Annotated in this window: 15 protein-coding genes and 1 tRNA gene; 7 read left to right on the top strand and 9 right to left on the bottom strand. The window is 42.6% G+C overall.

Annotated features, from left to right (window positions below; genetic code table 11):
- Window positions 1–313: 313 nt before the first annotated feature.
- The 5 genes from ACUNWA_RS05890 to ACUNWA_RS05870 all read right to left on the bottom strand — a co-directional run bounded on the left by ACUNWA_RS05890 (window position 314) and on the right by ACUNWA_RS05870 (window position 3,830).
- Window positions 314–397: transfer RNA gene (locus tag ACUNWA_RS05890), tRNA-Leu, on the bottom strand.
- Window positions 398–504: 107 nt separating this feature from the next.
- A complete protein-coding gene (locus ACUNWA_RS05885; RefSeq protein ID WP_445590961.1) occupies window positions 505–852 on the bottom strand; it encodes a hypothetical protein in 348 nt (115 codons plus the stop codon).
- Between the two features lie 263 nt (window positions 853–1,115).
- Complete coding sequence (locus tag ACUNWA_RS05880; protein WP_445590960.1) at window positions 1,116–2,384, bottom strand: L-rhamnose isomerase; 1,269 nt, start codon at window positions 2,382–2,384, stop codon at window positions 1,116–1,118.
- Between the two features lie 18 nt (window positions 2,385–2,402).
- Window positions 2,403–2,717 carry an L-rhamnose mutarotase gene (gene rhaM / locus ACUNWA_RS05875; RefSeq protein ID WP_445590959.1) on the bottom strand — a complete coding sequence of 105 codons (315 nt, stop codon included), beginning with the start codon at window positions 2,715–2,717 and terminating at the stop codon, window positions 2,403–2,405.
- 12 nt (window positions 2,718–2,729) lie between these two features.
- Window positions 2,730–3,830: an L-rhamnose/proton symporter RhaT gene (locus tag ACUNWA_RS05870; RefSeq protein WP_445590958.1), complete on the bottom strand. Its 1,101-nt coding sequence runs from the start codon at window positions 3,828–3,830 to the stop codon at window positions 2,730–2,732.
- 146 nt (window positions 3,831–3,976) lie between these two features.
- Here ACUNWA_RS05870 and ACUNWA_RS05865 point away from each other — a divergent pair, with 146 nt between their 5' ends.
- Window positions 3,977–4,840, top strand: a complete 864-nt coding sequence (locus tag ACUNWA_RS05865) for an AraC family transcriptional regulator (protein ID WP_445590957.1) — start codon at window positions 3,977–3,979, stop codon at window positions 4,838–4,840.
- Window positions 4,841–5,063: 223 nt separating this feature from the next.
- Window positions 5,064–6,029 carry a 23S rRNA (adenine(1618)-N(6))-methyltransferase RlmF gene (gene rlmF / locus ACUNWA_RS05860; protein WP_445590956.1) on the top strand — a complete coding sequence of 322 codons (966 nt, stop codon included), beginning with the start codon at window positions 5,064–5,066 and terminating at the stop codon, window positions 6,027–6,029.
- 115 nt (window positions 6,030–6,144) lie between these two features.
- Here the strand turns inward: rlmF and ACUNWA_RS05855 are convergent, their stop codons facing one another.
- Together ACUNWA_RS05855 and ACUNWA_RS05850 are read right to left on the bottom strand one after the other, a co-directional pair.
- Window positions 6,145–6,729, bottom strand: a complete 585-nt coding sequence (locus tag ACUNWA_RS05855) for a PhnA domain-containing protein (RefSeq protein WP_445590955.1) — start codon at window positions 6,727–6,729, stop codon at window positions 6,145–6,147.
- A 333-nt stretch (window positions 6,730–7,062) separates the two neighbouring features.
- Window positions 7,063–10,320 carry a S41 family peptidase gene (locus tag ACUNWA_RS05850; RefSeq protein ID WP_445590954.1) on the bottom strand — a complete coding sequence of 1,086 codons (3,258 nt, stop codon included), beginning with the start codon at window positions 10,318–10,320 and terminating at the stop codon, window positions 7,063–7,065.
- 259 nt (window positions 10,321–10,579) lie between these two features.
- Here ACUNWA_RS05850 and ACUNWA_RS05845 point away from each other — a divergent pair, with 259 nt between their 5' ends.
- The 4 genes from ACUNWA_RS05845 to ACUNWA_RS05830 all read left to right on the top strand — a co-directional run bounded on the left by ACUNWA_RS05845 (window position 10,580) and on the right by ACUNWA_RS05830 (window position 13,021).
- On the top strand, window positions 10,580–11,188 hold the full coding sequence (locus tag ACUNWA_RS05845; RefSeq protein WP_445590953.1) for a histidine phosphatase family protein: 609 nt from the start codon (window positions 10,580–10,582) through the stop codon (window positions 11,186–11,188).
- A 146-nt stretch (window positions 11,189–11,334) separates the two neighbouring features.
- Window positions 11,335–11,928 carry an HAD-IA family hydrolase gene (locus ACUNWA_RS05840; RefSeq protein WP_445590952.1) on the top strand — a complete coding sequence of 198 codons (594 nt, stop codon included), beginning with the start codon at window positions 11,335–11,337 and terminating at the stop codon, window positions 11,926–11,928.
- Between the two features lie 45 nt (window positions 11,929–11,973).
- Window positions 11,974–12,342: a CidA/LrgA family protein gene (locus ACUNWA_RS05835; protein ID WP_445590951.1), complete on the top strand. Its 369-nt coding sequence runs from the start codon at window positions 11,974–11,976 to the stop codon at window positions 12,340–12,342.
- Entirely contained in the window at window positions 12,326–13,021 is a 696-nt protein-coding gene (locus tag ACUNWA_RS05830) for an LrgB family protein (protein WP_445590950.1), read from the top strand. The genes ACUNWA_RS05835 and ACUNWA_RS05830 overlap by 17 nt, the downstream gene beginning before the upstream one ends.
- Before the next feature lie 8 nt (window positions 13,022–13,029).
- Here ACUNWA_RS05830 and ACUNWA_RS05825 read toward each other — a convergent pair whose 3' ends face one another.
- Both ACUNWA_RS05825 and tsaD read right to left on the bottom strand, forming a co-directional pair.
- On the bottom strand, window positions 13,030–13,998 hold the full coding sequence (locus ACUNWA_RS05825; RefSeq protein WP_445590949.1) for a CobW family GTP-binding protein: 969 nt from the start codon (window positions 13,996–13,998) through the stop codon (window positions 13,030–13,032).
- A 171-nt stretch (window positions 13,999–14,169) separates the two neighbouring features.
- A complete protein-coding gene (gene tsaD / locus ACUNWA_RS05820; protein WP_445590948.1) occupies window positions 14,170–15,207 on the bottom strand; it encodes a tRNA (adenosine(37)-N6)-threonylcarbamoyltransferase complex transferase subunit TsaD in 1,038 nt (345 codons plus the stop codon).
- 196 nt (window positions 15,208–15,403) lie between these two features.
- Between tsaD and ACUNWA_RS05815 the strand changes: the two genes are divergently transcribed.
- Window positions 15,404–19,693, top strand: coding sequence for a translocation/assembly module TamB domain-containing protein (locus ACUNWA_RS05815; protein WP_445590947.1), 4,290 nt, complete (start codon window positions 15,404–15,406; stop codon window positions 19,691–19,693).
- The last annotated feature ends 45 nt before the right edge of the window (window positions 19,694–19,738 follow it).

Raw genomic sequence — 19,738 nt, 5'->3', positions numbered from 1 at the left:
CGGTGGATCGAAACCTGGTACAACAAACGAAGAAGGCATTCGGCTTTAGGGTACAAAACAATAAACGAATTTGAACAGCTAAATAATAATCAAAGAATAGCAGCGTAACTCTTAACTAGCCGTACAGTTTTTTGTTGCATATCCAGTGAGTTCATTGATCGGTAAAAAAGAATATAAAGCAAAGATGATAATAATTTTTACTCCACCGGAAATTTATACTGATCCCTATATTCGCCTGTTTCTGTAATATTTATATTTTATTCAAAATAAAAAAGCAACAATTTGATTTTCAAATCGTTGCTTTAGATAAAAGTGCCCAGAACAGGACTCGAACCTGCACATCCAGAAGGATACTAGTCCCTGAAACTAGCGCGTCTACCAATTCCGCCATCTGGGCATTTTTTTCGAACGTGACCGAATGCATTATCCGTGTCTCAAACGTGTGTGCAAAACTATAAAAAAATCCATAATCACGACACTTTTATTTAAAAATATTATCACCAATTAAAGCCTTTTATAGCTGCTTTCATACTGGGTGCTGATTATCAATCCATTTTCATCAACAATAAAAATGAATTGTTCAACCTTCGTTACCGATGGTGAATGGATCGGATCCAATGTTTTTGTGCCTTGGTTGATGGTTGTCCCCGTCAGTCGCTCTTCTTTGGTGTAAATATGTTTCGTATGCCCGTTGTTCATGGGGATTTTTGCTGCGGGTATATCTGAAAAGGCTTTGGTAGCTTCTTCCAGATGTTCTCCTTTGAAGTCTCGATTTAGTTTTGCTTGCATGCTACAGCCTGCTGCAAAAAGTAGGATAACTAATAGTACCAGAATTCGGTTCATTGTATTCAAACTAATTTTTTTAATGAAAGAGGCGTAAAGATAGGAGAATTCTGGTCGTTAAAATGCAAACAAATGCTAATAAAGGTTTAAAAAACATACGATTGAAATCGTGTTCTTTCTTGTTTTCAAGGCTGTTCTCTTTATAGGGCGAATTGAAGTGGTTTGACTTAATGAATCCGGCTGAAGTTTGTGGAGATAGTTGGAGAAGCAAAGTGGCTGTCGGCAGGATTTCCCGCCAACAACTACCTTGCATCAATCAACTAATAAGAAAATTAATAACTACGCTTGCTTAATGCTTCTTTTTCATATTGCTGAATTTCGCCAATGTATTTGTCGCCTGGAGGAACTTTGTTTTGCAGGCAGTAATAATCCCATATTGCTCCAAATGGTTTGGTTTTTAGCTCTTCCATCATGGCCAGTCGCTCGAAGTTCTGACCAGCTTCTTCAAGTTCTTTTAACATGGCAGTTGGTTCGAGCATGGCATATAGAAATGCTTTTTTGGCTGCGCGTGTTCCAATCACATATGCTCCAATCCGGTTGATGGAGGCATCAAAGAAGTCCAGCCCAATGTTTACTCGGTTAAGGAAATTGTTTCGAATGATTTCTGAAGCAATCAGTTGTACCTCTTCGTTTAAGGTAACAACATGGTCTGAATCCCAGCGTACGGGGCGTGAAACGTGCAACAGTAGTTCGTCAACAAATTGCAGACACGATGAAATTTTATCGCCAACTTGCTCGGTAGGATGAAAATGGCCCATATCCAGACAGATCAGTTTGTTGTTTTGAATGGCATAGCCGAGGTAGAAATCATGTGAGCCGACGGTCATCGATTCGGCTCCAATGCCGAAAAGCTTACTTTCAACAGCATCTTTCATGTATTCTTTTGGATAATCGATCGCGATGGCTTCGTCCAGCGATTTTTTTAATAGGGCACGGTGTCCGTTTCTATCTACCGGGATGTCTTTCGATCCATCCGGAATCCACGTGTTGTGCACGCAGGGAGTTCCCAGCTGTTTGCCTATCTCGGCCGAAATGGCGCGACAACGCTTCAAGTGTTCAACCCAAAATTTCCGGTTGTCTTCATTTTTGCTCGATAAGGTAAATCCGTCGGCTGCCCGGGGATGCGAAAAGCAGGTGGCATTGAAATCCATGCCGATTCCCATTTTTTTGCACCAGTCAATCCAAGCTTGGAAATGCTTTAATTCAATCTGATCGCGATCGACTTTTTCGCCTCCAAAATCGCCATAAATGGCATGCAGGTTAAGTCGGTGTTTGCCGGGGAGTAGAGACAAGGCTTTTTCAAGGTCTGCTTTCATTTCGTTCAGGCTGGTTGCTTTTCCGGGGTAGTTTCCGGTTGCTTGAATTCCACCTCCGGAAAGGGAGGCATCGGGTGTTTCAAAGCCGCCCACATCGTCGGTTTGCCAGCAATGAAGTGAAATGATTACTTCATCCATTTTGCGAATGGCTTCATCGGTATTTACACCTAGCAAGGCGTATTCTTTCTTGGCAAGTTCATATGCCGCTTTTACTGTTTCGCTCATGTTATTTTTGAGGTTGATTTATTTCATGTAAAAAACTTCCTCAAGAGGAATGCTTATTGGTGAATTATCGGGGGTGGTTTGCATGATGTCGGCTATGAAATTCCACCACCTTTGCACAATGTCGGATTGCCCGAACTCTTGAGAGCAGCTTTCACCATTAATTTGTTGAAAGGCAAAAAGGGTGTTGGTTTCTTCATCTAAAAAGATGGAATAGTCACTTACTCCGGAATCCTTCAGGAGTTTTTTTAGCTCGGGCCAAATTTCGTTGTGGCGTTTTTTGTATTCAGCCTTCTGGCCCTCGTTCAGGTACATTTTACATGCTAAACGACTCATACTATTCGTGTTTTAATTTAGAAAATCGCTTTTAGCGATACCCATAATTATTATAGATATTAGAATTAGACCAATTCCAAGAAAAATGGTGGCTCGGGTCTTGCTTGAAACGCCAGCCCACTCTTTTCGATAAAATCCCCAGAAATTCGCTGTAAGAATAATTGTAGACATGTGTAGAATCCATGAACTGGCTCCATTGCCAATTTTAGTTTCACCCATTCCGTAGAAGAAAAATTGAAGGAACCAGGTTGTACCGGCTAATGCACAGAGCAGGTAATTTCTTAGTAATGGTGACGATGAATCAACAAAATCGCCAGCGGTTCTATTTTTAATAATAAGCGCGACCGACCAGATTAAATTGGTCGTTAGCCCTCCCCAAAGAATCACTAAGAAGATGATATTATTCTCAAACAGATAGGTGCCATCGCTAACAAATGGAAAATTATTAGAAACGGCAATTTCACGAACGGCTTCGCCCATCTGTTTACCGGCATCGATCCCAAAACTAAAGAACGCACTTAAAATACCCGAGATGCCGGCAATAATTAAACCCTTTGTCAATTTGAACTCCGTATTAACACCATCTTTATGGCCTACAAGATCTTTATCTTTCATCAGACCGGCCTTCCCACAAAGGACAATCCCGATCATGAGTACAAGAATACCGAACAAAACCACTTGACCACTGGGAGTTGCCAGCATATTGGTAATTGAATCTCCTGCAGGTAAAATGTCTGCTAAATTTCCGACATCGCGAAGAATTGGTAGGCCTAACGATCCAACCAATGAGGTAATTCCAAGTAACACCGAATTGCCAAGCGACATGCCAAGATAGCGAATGCCTAAGCCATAGGTAAGCCCTCCGATTCCCCAAAGAACACCTAGGATATAAGTCGTACGTACGACAGACGAATTCGCGGCTGATAATATTCCTTGCCATTCCGGAGTAGTTAACAGCACGGCGATAAAAGGCATAATTAACCATGAAAAGAGTCCTCCAATAATCCAATAGACTTCCCAGCGCCATTTCTTTACAAGATTATATGGCATGTACCAACTTCCGGATGAAGCGCCACCGAGCGAGTGAAAAATAATTCCTAGAATAGCTTGCATAGTTTAGTTCGATTAGTCCTGTGATGACGCAGGAGTTTAGTAATTTTGATTTTATTTGTTTACTAGTTCGATTTCAAAGGTAGCTTGATTAATAGATTAAGGCAATACACAATCTGGTGGATTATTTGCACTTTTTGACACCAATTATGAATGATTTTTTTAAATACTTGACGGCAGGAGAGGAGGATCAAAGCTGGGGACTATATCTGAATGTTGCCGGTGTTTATTGGGCAAATCCCGAGAAAAGCTATCCTCCGATGAAGCATCCGAGTGGATATTATTTCAGCTGGCAGAGTGGCCGGATTTTGCAGGAATATCAACTCCTTTACATTACAAAAGGTAGCGGAACTTTTGAAACCCATGATGAAAAGTTTCCCATTCGAGCAGGAGCTGTTGTGTTGATTCAGCCGGGCATTTGGCATCGCTATAAGCCGAATTTTAAAAGCGGCTGGCAGGAGCATTATATCGGGTTTAATGGCGAGTTGGCTTCCCGTCTGTTAAAGCATCCGCTGTTTAATCGTAATCAGCCGGTTTTAAATGTTGGGGTACGCGAGGAATTGATCGATACTTACTACAAGATCTTTGACCTAGTAAATGACGAAAAGCCCGGCTTTCAGCAAATTACGTCGGGCTTGATCGTAAAAATGCTGGGGCAACTCATTTCCATAGAAAAACAGAAAGAATTTACCGGGAAACGTATTGAAACGATTATTGAGGATGCTCGTTTCAAGATCCGTGAGCAGGTTGCTCTGCAATTGGATATGAAAAAACTGGCGCGTGAATACAATATTGGCTATTCTTATTTTCGTAAGATGTTTAAAAACTACACCGGCATGTCGCCTCACAAATATCACCTCGAATTAAAGGTGATGCGGGCCAAAGAGCTTTTGTTGGTGACCGATAAAAGTGTGAAGGAAATCAGTTACGACTTGGGCTTCCAGTCGATCCATTATTTTAGCCGCTTGTTTAAAAATAAAGTCGGAAAAAGCCCCACCGAGTTTCGCGGGTAGATAGTAAAAGCTTGAAAAACTCATAATAACTTATCCTGAAAAAGATCTCATTGGCAACAGATTGTTCCAGTTGTCAACGGAAAGGAGTAGTCAAAGCTTGCTTGCTTAAGGAAGACTCTGGATTTGAAATTCAGGACGAACGTGAAATTATGGGATTCTGACAAATGACTTGCTTTTGCAGCCAACTCCGGTTAAATTTGCAGCCACAGCAAAGTCAAATTACATGCATCCGAAAAAGAAGGTTCATTCGAGCGAAAAGCCGAACTTACATCCACGAAATAAAAACCGCGGGCGATATGATTTCAGCTGGCTAATTGCCGTTTGTCCGGAATTGGAGCCTTTTGTAGGGCTGAATGATTATGGTGATGAATCCATTGATTTTGCAGATCCTCAAGCGGTAAAAGCCTTAAATAAGGCCTTGCTGTTAGCCAATTATGGTTTGGCGTATTGGAATATTCCTGAGGGTTATTTGTGCCCACCCATTCCGGGCAGGGCCGACTACATTCACCACATGGCCGATTTGCTTGCTCATTCAAATCAGGGGCAGATTCCCACCGGAAGCGCCATTACTTGCCTGGATGTGGGCGTTGGAGCCAACTGTATTTACCCCATCTTGGGGGCGCTGGAATATGGATGGTCATTTATCGGTTCAGATATCGATCCCGAGGCTTTGAAGTCAGCTGCTACTATTGTCGCTGAAAACCACGCCTTGATCGGGAAAATAAACTTTCGGCACCAGCCAAATGTCAGCGATATTTTTCGGGGCATTATTGAAGCCGAAGAACGATTCGACCTGACGATATGTAACCCCCCGTTTCATGCTTCTGCGGCTGAGGCGCAGGCAGGAACAATGCGGAAACTGCATAATTTAAACAAGCAAAAGCCCGGTAAGGTCAAGCTGAATTTTGGTGGTCGGCACAATGAATTGTGGTGCGAAGGGGGAGAGGCGAGCTTTGTCCGGCGAATGATTCAACAAAGCCGGCAGTTTGCTAATTCTTGTTATTGGTTTTCTTCTTTAATTTCGAAGAAGGAAAATCTGCCGACCGTCTATCGCACCTTGAAGCAAGCGGGAGCCACTGAAGTGGAAATTTTGCCGATGGGGCAAGGCCAAAAAAGCAGCCGTATTGTGGCATGGACATTTTTGAGTAAGGAAGCAGGTTCTAACTGGGAAAACAGCCGATGGAAGTGATCAAAGAGGCAAAAAGAAGATTGAATACAATAAAGGCAGAATAGTCGGAATAACCGACTGTTCTGCCTTTGTTGATGTTATTTGGTGCAACTAAAACCGATAACCTGCCAGACTCTTAGTTTGTTTTTTTGGTAAACTTGGTTAAAATAACAATTTGTTGTCCGTTTACACGACCTTCAATGTGTTCGGGATTATCGTGCACCAGTGAAATTCCGCGTACTGCAGTTCCGCGTTTAGCCACAAAACTGGTTCCTTTGACGTTCAGGTCTTTGATAAGTACAACCGTGTCGCCAGCTAGAATGGGAACTCCATTACTGTCAACATGCTTGGGTGTTTCATCTTGTTCGGCACCGGTGTCTTGTCCTGTTTTAGCCCATTCCAGCACTTCTTCTTCCAGGTAAAACATGTCTAGCAGGTTTTGTGCCCAGCCTTCACCCCGAAGATGGTTTAACATGCGCCAAGCCATTACTTGTACAGCGGGTTCCTGGCTCCACATGCTGTCGTTCAAACAATGCCAGTGGTTGACATCCAACTGATCCGGATTTTCAATTTGTGTCAGGCAGTTTGCACAGACAAGAATGCTTTCGTCAACTGAAGCATTGGTTTTAGGTGGTACCTCGTAAGCTTTCAGTTCTTGGTTTGATCCACATAATTCGCATGCCGATCCGCTGCGCTCCAGTAGTTTTTTCTCCAGGCTCATCTCGTAATAATTCTATGGTTATGATTTTTTTGTTTTTAAGAAGGGGACAAAGGTAAGGCAGAAACCTTAGATTGGAACACTTCAGACCGTTTATTTTCATTAAAGAGCTTCCGATAGCTTTGTTGGCAGATGGTTGACTTGCTTTTAACGCAACTTGAATTTAGAATAGACAGAATTGAAAAAGGCCTGAGATGAAAGTATGCCTGATGTAATTGGGGTGCTCTTAGGATTTGTTAAAAATTGATTTAAATGCCATAAATGGAGGCTTTTTTTTAGACGTGCAGCTAAAAAAAGGAGGCCGTATCGACCTCCTTCTCTGGTTGTTTGATTGGACTATCTTGTTTTATTCGGTGCTTGAGGAACCGGTGGTAACGGTTTGTATTCTGTTTTTACTTTGGCTTTAATTAGCTCAATTGCTTTTTCTAATTGGGCATCATTGCCAAGGTATTCCTGGTAAGGATCGTTGTCCAGAACAAGGTCCGGATCAACACCATGACCTTCGATAATCCATTCGCTTTTTTCAGAAGAATAAGACGCAAATTCTGGCTTATTGAGTTCGCCGCCGTCAATAAACGGAAGCGATCCGCTAATACCGACCACGCCACCCCAGCTGCGTGTCCCAATAACTGTTCCCAGTTTATAATGCTTGAAGGCATAGGGGAATAAATCGCCGTCGGAAGCCGAGTAGCGGTCAATCAGTAACACTTTAGGACCAAGAACCATCTGGTTTGGAACCGGAGTGGGATGTTTGATATTTCGTCGGACGTTGGCTCGTTGAGCCACACGCTGCAGACGTTCAATCAGCATGGGCGAAACATTGCCGCCGCCATTTCCTCGATCGTCTATAATCAGCCCTTTTTTATTCAGCTGGGGATAAAACAAGCGGGAAAATTGGTTAAGGCCGGCTCGTCCCATATCTGGCACATGGATGTAACCCACTTCGCCGTTTGTGGCCTCGCTCACTTTTTTGATGTTGTTTTGCACCCAATTGTAGTAATAGAGATTAGCCTCGTCGGCAATCGGAGTCACCAACACCTTGCGCGAACCGGTTTCCGATGGCTTGCTGTTGATGCTCAGTTCCACCTCTTTGCCTGCTTTGCCAACCAACATGGTGTAAAGATCGTTGGTTGATTTGGTGCTTACGCCGTTTACCGCCACAATGTAGTCACCTGCTTTCGCGTTGACTCCTACTTCTGTTAGTGGCGAGCGCAATTCTTTGCTCCAGTTGGCGCCTTCCAGAATTTCATCAATTTTGAAATAACCAGATGCATCAGCGCTGACCTTAGCACCTAGAAGTCCGGTTTGGATGCGGGTCGGCTCAGGGCGTTCGCCGCTCTGCACGTAGGCATGGCCAACATTCAGTTCGCCAATCAATTCGCCAATAATGTAAGTTAGGTCATCGCGGTGACGGGCATGGGGAACTAATGGAGCATATTTGTCGTGCATGGCTTTCCAGTCCAGTCCGTGCATGTTTTCAACATAGAAGAAATCGCGCATTTGGCGCCAGCTCTCATCGAAGATTTGTTTCCATTCGGCTTGATAATCAACCCAAACTTTCATGTTCGACAAGTCGATGGTTTCATCAAGCGAAACTTTGGCGGTTGGAAGATCAATCACGGCCCATTTTTTCTCTTTTACTACCAGCATTTTTTTGTGGTTGGCCGAAATGCTGAAGTTGAAGTTACCCAGTACTGTTTCCTTTTTCTTGTCCAAGTCGTACAGTTTGGCATTACGCTCATCGCCGTAATCGTAATAATATACGTTATTGCCTACGCAGTTCACATTGTAGTAGTTTGAAGCTGGAATAGGAAGTGAAACAACCCGATCTGAGAGCCCTTCAATGTCTATTTTTACAGCTTTGTCGGCTGTTTTTCCCTCTGCTGGTTTGGCCTCGTCTTTCTTATTATCCTCTTTGGAGTCGGTTACTACTTTTACGGTGTCGTTTTCGGGAGCAAAGGGCGATGCGGTTTTTTTGGATAAAATAGCCAGGTAGATACGCGACATTTTGGTGTAGGCGTGATTCCACTCCGTTTGGCTATAGGTTGGGTTGAAATCGCGTGCCGAAACAAACACGATGTATTTGCCATCACTAGAGAAGGATGGAGAGCCAGAGTCGTACCAGTTATCGGTGACTTCATGCAACTCTTTGGTGTCGGCATTGTAAACAACAATCTTCGAGAATCGGTTATCAGTTGGTAAGCTGAAGGTGATCCATTTGCTGTCGGGCGACCAGTTGTAAGCCCGGATCAAGCCATATTCAGCAGTATGAACTGTGGTTATTTTTTTCGAATCAATATCGATGTAGCGCAGCCTTAGTTTTCGGTCGGACCACATGATCTTTTTGCTGTCGGGTGACCATTCCAGGCTAAATTTGTAGGTGTCGGCGCTTTTGGTTAGCTGGATCGGTTCCTGCTCGCCAAGTTGATCCTGGATGTACACTTCAAATTCCCCGGACTGGTCGGACAAGTAGGCGATGTATTTGCCGTCGGGCGACCAAACGGCGCTGCGATCGTGGGCACCTGAGCTTTTGGTCAGGTTGTAGGTGATCCCTTTTTTAGCCGGAACACTAAACACTTCGCCGCGAGCAGAAAACGCGACACGCTCACCGTTGGGCGAAATGTCACCGTCAGTAATACGTTTGGAAGCATCTTTCCATTCATTACGGGCATATGTAAAATCGTTGTTGATGTGAACAGTAACCTTGACCAGTTGCTTGTCATTCACATTCATTTTGTAGAGGTAACCACCGTTCTCAAACACAATGTAGTCGCCACCAATGGATGGGAACTTCACATCATACTCCGTGAAATTGGTTACTTTTTCAACCGATTCGGTTTTGGTGTTATACACAAAGATGTTCATGGTACGATCGCGGTCGGAGATAAAGAAAATCTCGTCGCCGGCCCACATTGGGAAAATATCCTGGCCATCATTGTCCGTTATTTGTTTGACTGCCTTGGTTTTGAAATCGAAAATCCAAACGTCGTCAGCCATACCCCCTTTATAGTATTTCCAGGTTCTGAATTCGCGAAAAACACGATTGAATGCCAGTTGCTTGCCATCAGGTGAGAAGCTGCAAAAACCCCCTTCGGCCAGCGGCAGTTCAGAAGATAACCCACCATCAATGGATACCTGAAAAAGCTGTCCTTTAAAGGAGTTGAAGCTTTGTTTGCGCGAACGGTACACTATGTTTTTTCCATCCGGAGTCCAGCTCATCACAATGTTGTTAGGCCCCATGCGGTCCGAAACTTTGTCGCGCCCCAGGGTGGCCGTATGGGTTAGTCGTTTGGGAGTTCCACCCGTAGCAGGCATCACAAACACTTCCGTGTTGCCATCGTATTGCCCGGTAAATGCCAGCAGACTTCCATCGGGAGAGAAACGGGCAAAAAGCTCAAAGCCAATGTCGTTGGTTAGTTTTCTTGCTGTACCTCCATCCATAGGAACTGAATATAAATCGCCAGCATAAGTGAAAACAATCTGGTTGCCCGAGATTGCCGGAAATCGCATAAGTCGTGCTTCGGCGTTCTCTGCTGAAACACTATTGATTCCCAACAAGAAAATGAAAATAAAGAAGAGATAAATTTTATGCATACTGATTCAATTTAATTTATATCAATAAGGTTGTACGAAAATTCGGTATTTAATAGGTATCATTTGCTCAAATGAATTACAACCAAATTTATATTTTTGGATTCGTTTTAGTAACAATTGACAGGGTGAAAGGTTATTTCCTTGTAAAGGAAAAGCCTGTTTTTGATCTGGAATGAACAGAATCTTTCCAATTTTGTCTAAATTGGTGCACGCCTGTCTGCTTTATTTGGCAGGCAGCAAGTTATTTATAAGTAAGCTTATGATTCAATTGATTATTATACGACACGGAGAGACGGTTGAAAATGCAAATAATATTTGCCAGGGGCAGCAGCATGGTTGCTTGTCGGAGCTGGGGAGAAGGCAAGCGCGTCAGTTAGCCATTCAACTGAAAGATGAACCTCTGGACTTGGTTTATTCAAGCGACCTGCAGCGGACGATTGATACAGCGAATGAAATTTTAAAGTTTCATCCCGAGATGGAATTTGTTACAGATCCTCTGTTGCGCGAGCGTTCCTTGACTTTGTGGGAAGGCAAACCATTTCCGGAGAACTGGAGTTGGGATTATTTACCCGAAGGGGCAGAGACGAATGAGGACATGCTGGAGCGTGCCGGGCAATTCATTGCTAAGCTGTTGAGGCAGCACGATGGACAGCGGGTGGCAGCCATTACCCATGGCGGACTGATCCGGGCCTTTTGGACGGTGATTGCGAATAAGCCATCCAGCGATTATTTTTCCTGGGAGGTAACTAAAAATACCTCCGTTAGCCGAATTGAGCTCCATACTAATGGAGAACATCGAGTGGTTGAATTGAACAATGTTGACCATCTGGATGCGAAAACTCCCGGAACAATGCAGCACTTTTCCTGATTCAATTTCTTTTGGAAAGGTAGGAATTGAATCAGGAAAATTAAAAGAAGTTTAAATTGCCGGTATTCTCTGCGCTAAATCACGGGCTTTATTCTTTGGGGCGAAAAAAAGCGTAATTTCGCCGCAAACGTCAAGAAAAAGCAATTATGAAACTAGATAAACACCCCGAGGCAGAAGCCTTAATTTTTGATTTAGATGGAACTTTGTCAGACTCTTTGCCGGTGCATATTGCTACCTGGCATAAGGTCTGCGAACATTTTAACTGTCGCTTTGATGAAAGTATGGTGGTCGAGTTAACCGGGATGCCGACCATTCAGTTTGCCTTCCGCATTATCAGTGATAATCAGTTGGAAGGAGTTGATCCGGAAGCACTGGTTCGCATGAAACAAGAAATATTTTGGCAGAGTGCCGATCAATTGCGCGCTCACGATAAAGTGGTGCAGTTGGTGCATGACTACTTTGGAAAAATTCCTCTGGCTGTGGGAACGGGAGCCAGCCGTAAAAGTGCAGAAATGCAACTGGAAACGCTCAAGATTAAGGATAAGTTTGATGCGATTGTTACGGCTGACGATGTGACCCAGCATAAGCCGGAACCACAGACGTTTTTGAAGTGTGCTGAGTTGATTAATGTTACGCCAGAGAAGTGTCATGTATACGAAGATGGGGTGTTGGGTATGCAGGCTGCCAAAACTGCGGGTATGTTTTTAACTGACGTGAGACCGTTTGTTACTGAGGCTTAATCGAGCTGGTAATTTGCGATTGTTCGCTTTTCTTAATTCGTAACGATGAAGGTATTCAAGCAGCTTTTAATTTTGTTAGGAATCAACTTCATGGGAGAGTTGCTCTCTCATTATTTGCGTTTGCCAATTCCTGGAAGCATTACCGGCATGATTTTACTTCTGGTGCTCTTATTTGCCGGAGTAATCAAGGAAAGGCAAATTGCAGAAACAGCGGATTTTTTTATGAAGAACATGGGCTTCTTTTTTATCCCTGCCGGCGTTGGAGTTATGGTGTCGTACCAATCGCTTGAAGGGCGTTATGTTCAAACGATCGTTACTATTTTGGCGTCAACGCTTATTGTTATGGCTTGCGCCAGCCTGGTGACTCAATTTTTAATCAAACGAAGGAAAAATCACGATGAAATTTCTGACTGATACCCACTTGTTTGGCATTTTGCTTTCGGTAGCTTCGTTTTATGGAATTAGCTACCTGAGAGACAAGTTGAAAGCCAGCTGGCTGAATCCTTTGATGTCTTCCATCGCTGTGATTATTGGCTTGCTGCTGCTTTTTGATATTCCTTTTGAACACTTTATGGAAGGAGGAAGTGTTATCCATTCGTTTTTAGGACCGGTAACTGTTGTGTTGGCCTTGCCTTTGTATCGGAACCGTAAGTTGCTCAAAGCCCATAAATATTCAATTATGGGAGGCATTACCGCAGGTGTTTTTGCCGCAGTGGCATCGGTTATTTTGTTTGGACGGCTGTTTAATCTAAACGAGTTACTTGAGCGCTCTATTATGCCTCATTCGGTAACAACTCCTATTGGTATCGGAATTAGCGACAGCCTGGGGGCCAATGAAGGAATCACCGTGCTTTCAATCATGATTACCGGTATCTTTGGGGTGATTATTGCACCAGCTTTATACCGTTTACTGCGGATTGTACATCCGGTAGCTAAAGGAATTGGATTGGGAACTGCAGCCCATGCTCTGGGAACGACCAAAGCCATGGAGATGGGTGAAACAGAAGGAGCTATGAGTAGCCTGGCAATCGGGGTTACGGCATTAACAACGGTGTTGGTTATTATTATCCTTCAGGTATTCGGATGGTATTAAACGAAGGTCTACTCGTCATTCAAATAGTGATCCAGCTCAAAGCTGATCCGGTCAAAATCAATTTCTTTCCCGATGAAAACCAGTCTGTTTATTGGTGTTTCACCAGGCATGATTAAACTGCCTTCAGTATAACTGGTTGCACCTCCAACTGATTGTACAATGGTTTTGGTGGGAGAATCCTGCGGAAATAAAATGCCTTTGATACGATAAATTTCGCGCTGATTGATGGCCGCAAAGTAATTGAACCAGTATTTAAAGCGCTCCAAAGGAACTTCGCCCGAAAACTCATGGGTGAAAGTGGTGTACTTTTTAGATTGCACGAGGCGAAACATAAAAGATTCTGCCATCTTCTTCTCCAGGAGTCCTTGCACACTTTCGGCAAAATGATTGAGCTGAAATTTGCTGCATTTTCCAAATTCAGTCGTTTGTATTTCAGCGGTTCCATTCCAGGCTGTAAGCTTCCTTTTGATGGTGGCTAAAGTTTCTTCATCAGTAGTGTCGGTTTTGTTTACAACAAGCAAGTCGCTTAGAATAACTTGCATTTGCTGCTCGCGCTCGCTCATTTGTTGGTCAAAATTACTGGCGTCAATCAAGCAAACACTTCCGGCGAGAGTATATCTTTCTTTCAACTCTTGATCGTCGTAAAACGGTTTAATCACATTCGAAAGGTCAGCAATTCCGGTTGTCTCAATCAGCAAATAATCAATTTCACCCGCTTTCTCAGCCAGATCAAGCAGCGTGAGCGTAAATTCGTTGGAAATAGAACAGCAGATGCAGCCATTACTCAGGTCGAAAATGTTCTCACTGCGCATGCCTAAAATTAGATCCTGATCGATGGACTGCTGCCCAAATTCGTTCTCAACCAAGGCCAGTTTTAAGTTTCGGTGGCCATGAATAATTTCGTTGATCAAGGTGGTCTTACCGGCTCCTAAAAAGCCGGTTACTAAAACGACGGGTATTTTTGTATTCTGTTCCAAATTCGAGATTTTAAGTCCCAAGTTCTAAATTTGCGGAATTCAGGAGTAATTTGCTGTTATGAATGAATTCCATTTAACTGGTCATCCATTTTGTATCGATTCAGCGTAGCTTGAATGGTTTTTTTAATACCAATTTGTAACAACCAGCAATCATAGGGATAGTTGCATGATCTAATCATTGATGCTCATCCGGGCAAATGGAACGGTATCTTGAGCAGCAAACTGCTTGTTTTGATATTTATAGTAGCCAGTAATGGCAATCATGGCTGCATTATCCATCGTAAATGCAAATTTGGGAATGTACATGTTCCAGCCCCGTTTTTTTGCTTCGGCTTTCAGCGCGTTTTGCAAGCCTGAATTGGCCGAAACGCCACCGCCCACAGTTACTTCTTTGATGCCGGTTTGTTTGGCTGCTTTTACAAGTTTATCCATCAAAATGTCGATGATGGTTTTTTGCAGCGAGGCGCACAAATCAGCCTGGTTTTCTTCAATAAAGTTTTCATTCTCTTTGAGCTGGTCGCGTAGGAAATATAAAAAGCTGGTTTTTAATCCGCTAAAACTGTAGTCAAGCTCCTTGATGCGTGGCTTGGCAAATTTGAATCGGTTTGGATCTCCGATTTTAGCCAATTTGTCAATCAATGGACCACCTGGGTAGGGCATGCCCATTACTTTCGCACATTTATCAAAAGCTTCGCCAGCGGCATCATCAATGGTTTGGCCAATCACTTCCATTTCTAAGTGATTTTTTACAGTGATGATTTGGGAATTCCCGCCTGACACCAGCAAGTTCAGGTGTGGAAACTTCGGTTCATGAAATTCAACGCCTTCTTCCTGGATGAAATGTGCCAACACATGACCCTGTAAATGGTTTATTTCAATCATCGGAATGCCGGCAGCTAGCGAAAAACCTTTGGCAAACGAGGTGCCAACCAACAGAGAGCCCAACAAGCCGGGACCGCGGGTAAAAGCTACGGCCGAAATCTCGTCGCGGCTGATGCCTGCTTGCTTGATAGCCTGATCAACTACCGGTACAATATTTTGCTGGTGCGCGCGCGAAGCCAACTCGGGGACAACACCACCATAAGCTTCGTGAACTTTTTGGCTGGCTATAATATTCGACAGCAAACAACCGTTCTTGATGACAGCAGCCGACGTGTCATCGCATGATGACTCAATTCCTAAAATGATGATATCTTTTTTGTTATTCATGAAAACCAATTTTCAGCGTAGATTTCAATTATTTTAACTGATGAACCTAACGATTTACGTGGAATTTAGTTTATTTTGTTTTCTAATTTCTTAAAGCCACAAAATTATTAAAAAATCGATCAAAATAGTCATTTGGATAGTCGGGGCATTGCTTGTCATGATTTTGGGTGTGTACCTGGCGTTTCAAACCAGTGTAGTGCAAACCTATTTGGTTCGGCAAATTGCTAACCATTTTTCGGATCGACTGAATACAAAGATTACGCTGACAAGTGTGGATATTCGATTCTTTAACCAAGTGGTTTTAAATGAGTTTTTGATTGAGGATCAACAGCAAGATACTCTGTTTTATGTTGATAAGATGGTTGCATCGATTGAGGACTTGAAAATCAAACAGAAACTGATCAATCTTTCATCCATCGAAATGAGCAAAACTAAGCTCTTCGTTTCGATAACGGAAGAACAGTTGCCTAACTATAGGTTTATTATCGACGCGATGCGCTCGAATAAGCAACGAGATAGTTGGGACTTTTTTTGTCAGAATTTTCTTTTTAACGATACGCGTTTAGCTTATTCTTATTACAAGATGGAAAAGCCTGAAACGATTGATTTGCATGACATGCAGCTCGATGTGAGTGATTTTGAATTGCATCATGACTCCTTGTCGTTCAATATTGATAACATGAGTTTTGACGATCATAAAGCTTTTAAAATAAGTTCGCTAAGTACACAGTTGGTTTCGTCCAATCATGTTATTAAACTCCAAAATCTGAACGTTTCTACGCCTCATTCTTCCATAGGAAATGCTGATGTTGCGTTGGATCAATCGGAAATGGGCGCAGGGAAGGATTTTTCGTCTTTGAAATTAGATGTGAATTTGAAGGAATCGGTTTTGGATTTTGTTGATGTGAGTCAACTGGTGCCTTCTTTACGCGGGATGGATTTGAAAATTGATCTGTCGGGACGGGTTTATGGAACTATAGCTGATTTGAAAGCCAAAAATTTGCAGATGAGCGTAGGTCAAAACACCCGATTGATTTGCGATTTTTATACTAATGGACTGCCGGATTTGAACCAGACTTATATTTTGCTCGACCTTAAAAATTCAACCGCTGACTTTAAAGATCTGAGTAAAATAAAACTTCCCGACGATGCCGATAGCGATTTCCTGGAATTTTCGCAGTTGCTTTATGATGCTGGCGTAGTGCACTATGAAGGTAATTTTACCGGCTTTTTGAGCGATTTTGTTGCTTATGGTTCGGTGCGCTCAAATTTTGGACAGATTAAAACCGACCTCTCATTTGTTCCGCAAAAGGGCAACCGGTTGAAAGTTAACGGAAGCTTGAGGACAGTCGATTTTGAGTTGGGCGAGTTTACTCAAATTAAGAAATTTGAGAAACTGACGTTTAACGGCAAGGTGAATGGATCGTTTCACAAAGTAAGCCGTGCCTTTGATGTGGCCGTTGAAGGGGTAGTGGATAGTTTAGTGTTCAACAATTACATGTTTAAAAATTTGAGCCTGGATGGTGCACTTCAGGATAAAAAATTTGAAGGTGATTTTACGATTGAGGATCCAAATTTGGATGCGAACTTTGTAGGGAAACTTGATTTTAATAAGGAAATTCCGGAGTTTGATTTTGAAATGAAACTGGCTGAGGCTAATCTGAAAGCACTGAATATTGATCATTTTTATGAAAAATCAATACTTTCGATGCGCCTGAATGCCAACTTTAAAGGAAATAGTATTGACAACTTAGACGGAAATATTTGGGTGGAAGAAGGTCAGTATCTGAATGAGAATGACAGCTTGTTGCTCAATAGTTTTAGTGTTAATACCTTTTATGGAGATTCGGCTCACCTGCAGATTCGCTCTGACTTTGCCGACGCTGAAATTATCGGTAGCTACTCTTTTCGAACTATTTTTGGAAGCTTCAAGAATTTGCTTCATCGCTATTTGCCTTCGTCCGGACTTGACTATGATGAAACAATGAGGTTGAATCAATTTAATTTTGAGGTGATGGTTAAAAATATGGAACCCATCACCAAAACGTTGTTGCCTCAGTTATACATTGGCCCTTCGCGAATTTCTGGAAGATTTGATGATCAGCAGTTAAGGCTGGATATGGATGCAGATATTCCTCAAATGAGATACCTCGACTTGGTTTTTAATGGCTACTCCCTTGCGGTTCATTCTAATGATGAAATCGAATTTAAGAGCCGACTGGATGAGTTAAAGATCAGCGATAAGCAGAGTATATACAATTTAGCGCTTCTCGCTAGTGCTGCAGAAGATCGTTTGGATTCAAAAATCGTTTGGAATAATTTCCATGAAACCACTTATAGTGGTGAGTTGGAAACTCAAATTGACTTTTTGAAAACAGGTTACGATCAAACACATGTGGAGATTGAGGTTCAACCCTCCAAAATTTATATTTCAGATACCCTCTGGATTGTTCATCCTTCAATGATCACAGTCGACTCGACGCGGATTGCAGTGGATAATTTTCAAATTTCAAATAAGCAGCAGCAATTTGTTTTGGATGGAATCATTTCCAAGGATAAAAGCGCCAGGTTGAACTTGAAGATTGATGAGATCAATTTGGAAAACCTGAATCTACTTGTAAAGAAGGATATTGCCGTAAAGGGTGTTCTGAACGGATCGGCTAGTGTGTTCGATGTTTACGAAAGGGCCTTGCTTTTATCGGATTTGAAGGTGGATGGTTTGAGTTTTCGGGATCACTTGATAGGAGATGTGAGTGTTGTTAGCAAGTGGGATCGGCAGTCGGAAGAGCTTCAAACAGAGTTAAGTGTTAATAACAAGAGTCATCAGGCTTTGTATGGGTATGGCTCTTATACACCGGCGAGTGATTCGATTGACTTTTTAGTAAGTCTGAACGACTTATCGCTAGCTGTTTTACAACCTATTTTGCAGAATAGTTTCCAGAATGTTCGAGGCCGTGGAACCGGCGATGTATGGATTCATGGTACTCCCAAAAAGATTCTGATGGATGGAGATGTGCTTGGTCTGGATGCTGGCTTGGCAATGAAGAGCATGCAGGTGGATTATTATTTTAGCGATACCGTTAGTTTTCGCTCCGATTCAATCATTTTTGATCAAATTCAAATTAGCGACTATCAAGGGAATATGGGTGTTTTTAATGGATCAATTCGCCATGATAATTTCCAGAATATGGATTATGATCTTCGGATAAACTCGCCGCGATTGATGGCTATGAACACGACATTTAGAGATAACGAACGATTCTATGGAAAGGCTTTTGCTCGTGGTGGTTTGCAGATTCGTGGACGTGGGAAAGATGTCGTATTAAGCTCGGCTGCTACTTCGTTAAGTGGAACATTGATCAATATCTCGTTGGATTATGAGGAAGAGGCGCAAGAGTATGACTTTATCCATTTTGTGAACAGCCAACAGATCAGTGCTAACAACTCGATTGGCAAGCAGGAGGAACAAAAGTCGAATGTTCGAATGAATTTCGACTTTAATATAACTGCAGATGCACAGGTTCAACTAATTTATAATTCACAAATTGGTGATGTTATTCGCTCGCGCGGAACCGGAGATTTGCAGGTTCGAATTGACCCGGACTTCAATATCAACATGTTTGGAGAATATCGGGTGGAGCAGGGGGACTACTTATTTACCCTTCAGAATGTGATCAATAAAAAATTTGAAATTGCTCGTGGCGGAAGGATCAGTTGGAATGGAAGCCCTTACGATGCTATAATTGACTTGGAGGCGATTTACAGGCTTAAGGCATCGCTGACTGAATTGTTTCCCAATTCAGTAGATGATATCGACTACGGTCAGCGAATACCAGTCACTTGCGGTATCTTTTTGACCGAAAATCTGAATAACCCGGAGATTGCTTTTGATATTAATTTCCCGACGGTTGAGGATCGAATCAAAGATCAGGTTCAACAGTTTTTCAGTACTGATGAGGATATGAACCGACAAATTCTATCGCTGCTGGTGCTAGGTCGTTTTTATACTCCCGACCATTTGCGCGGTTCTTATCAGGCAACAAATTCGAATGTGGTTGGGTCGACGGCCAGTGAGCTCTTCTCTAATCAGTTGAGTAATTGGTTGTCCCAAATCAGTAATGATTTTGATATTGGAGTTAACTATCGTCCCGGTAACCAAATGTCGGATGATGAAATTGAGTTGGCGTTGAGCACCCAGATTTTTAATGACCGGGTTACGCTGAATGGTAATATTGGGAATAACGCCACTGCGAATGCGACGCGTTCAAATAATAGTAATATTGTGGGTGATTTCGATTTGAATGTGAAATTAACCAATAACGGTAAGCTTCAACTGAAAGCATATAACCGCTCAAATAATAATTTAATTTATGAGACTTCGCCTTATACACAGGGCATTGGCGTTTCGTATCGGGAAAACTATAATAATTTAGGCGAACTTTGGCGGAAACTGAAGCATTTGTTTGTTAAAAAGAAAGAAGATTGAGGCTGAATGGCTTCGCTGGCAATTCCTGAAAATCTCTTTTCTGAT

Source organism: Sunxiuqinia sp. sy24, assembly GCF_052677165.1.
This window is presented reverse-complemented; position numbering and strand designations above follow the sequence as displayed.

Bases quoted from the DNA above. Each gene is read 5' to 3' on its own strand.
- ACUNWA_RS05880 (WP_445590960.1), bottom strand. From the start codon at position 2,384: ATGAGCGAAACAGTAAAAGCGGCATATGAACTTGCCAAGAAAGAATAC.
- rhaM (WP_445590959.1), bottom strand. From the start codon at position 2,717: ATGAGTCGTTTAGCATGTAAAATGTACCTGAACGAGGGCCAGAAGGCT.
- ACUNWA_RS05870 (WP_445590958.1), bottom strand. From the start codon at position 3,830: ATGCAAGCTATTCTAGGAATTATTTTTCACTCGCTCGGTGGCGCTTCA.
- ACUNWA_RS05865 (WP_445590957.1), top strand. From the start codon at position 3,977: ATGAATGATTTTTTTAAATACTTGACGGCAGGAGAGGAGGATCAAAGC.
- rlmF (WP_445590956.1), top strand. From the start codon at position 5,064: ATGCATCCGAAAAAGAAGGTTCATTCGAGCGAAAAGCCGAACTTACAT.
- ACUNWA_RS05855 (WP_445590955.1), bottom strand. From the start codon at position 6,729: ATGAGCCTGGAGAAAAAACTACTGGAGCGCAGCGGATCGGCATGCGAA.
- ACUNWA_RS05850 (WP_445590954.1), bottom strand. From the start codon at position 10,320: ATGCATAAAATTTATCTCTTCTTTATTTTCATTTTCTTGTTGGGAATC.
- ACUNWA_RS05845 (WP_445590953.1), top strand. From the start codon at position 10,580: ATGATTCAATTGATTATTATACGACACGGAGAGACGGTTGAAAATGCA.
- ACUNWA_RS05840 (WP_445590952.1), top strand. From the start codon at position 11,335: ATGAAACTAGATAAACACCCCGAGGCAGAAGCCTTAATTTTTGATTTA.
- ACUNWA_RS05835 (WP_445590951.1), top strand. From the start codon at position 11,974: ATGAAGGTATTCAAGCAGCTTTTAATTTTGTTAGGAATCAACTTCATG.
- ACUNWA_RS05830 (WP_445590950.1), top strand. From the start codon at position 12,326: ATGAAATTTCTGACTGATACCCACTTGTTTGGCATTTTGCTTTCGGTA.
- tsaD (WP_445590948.1), bottom strand. From the start codon at position 15,207: ATGAATAACAAAAAAGATATCATCATTTTAGGAATTGAGTCATCATGC.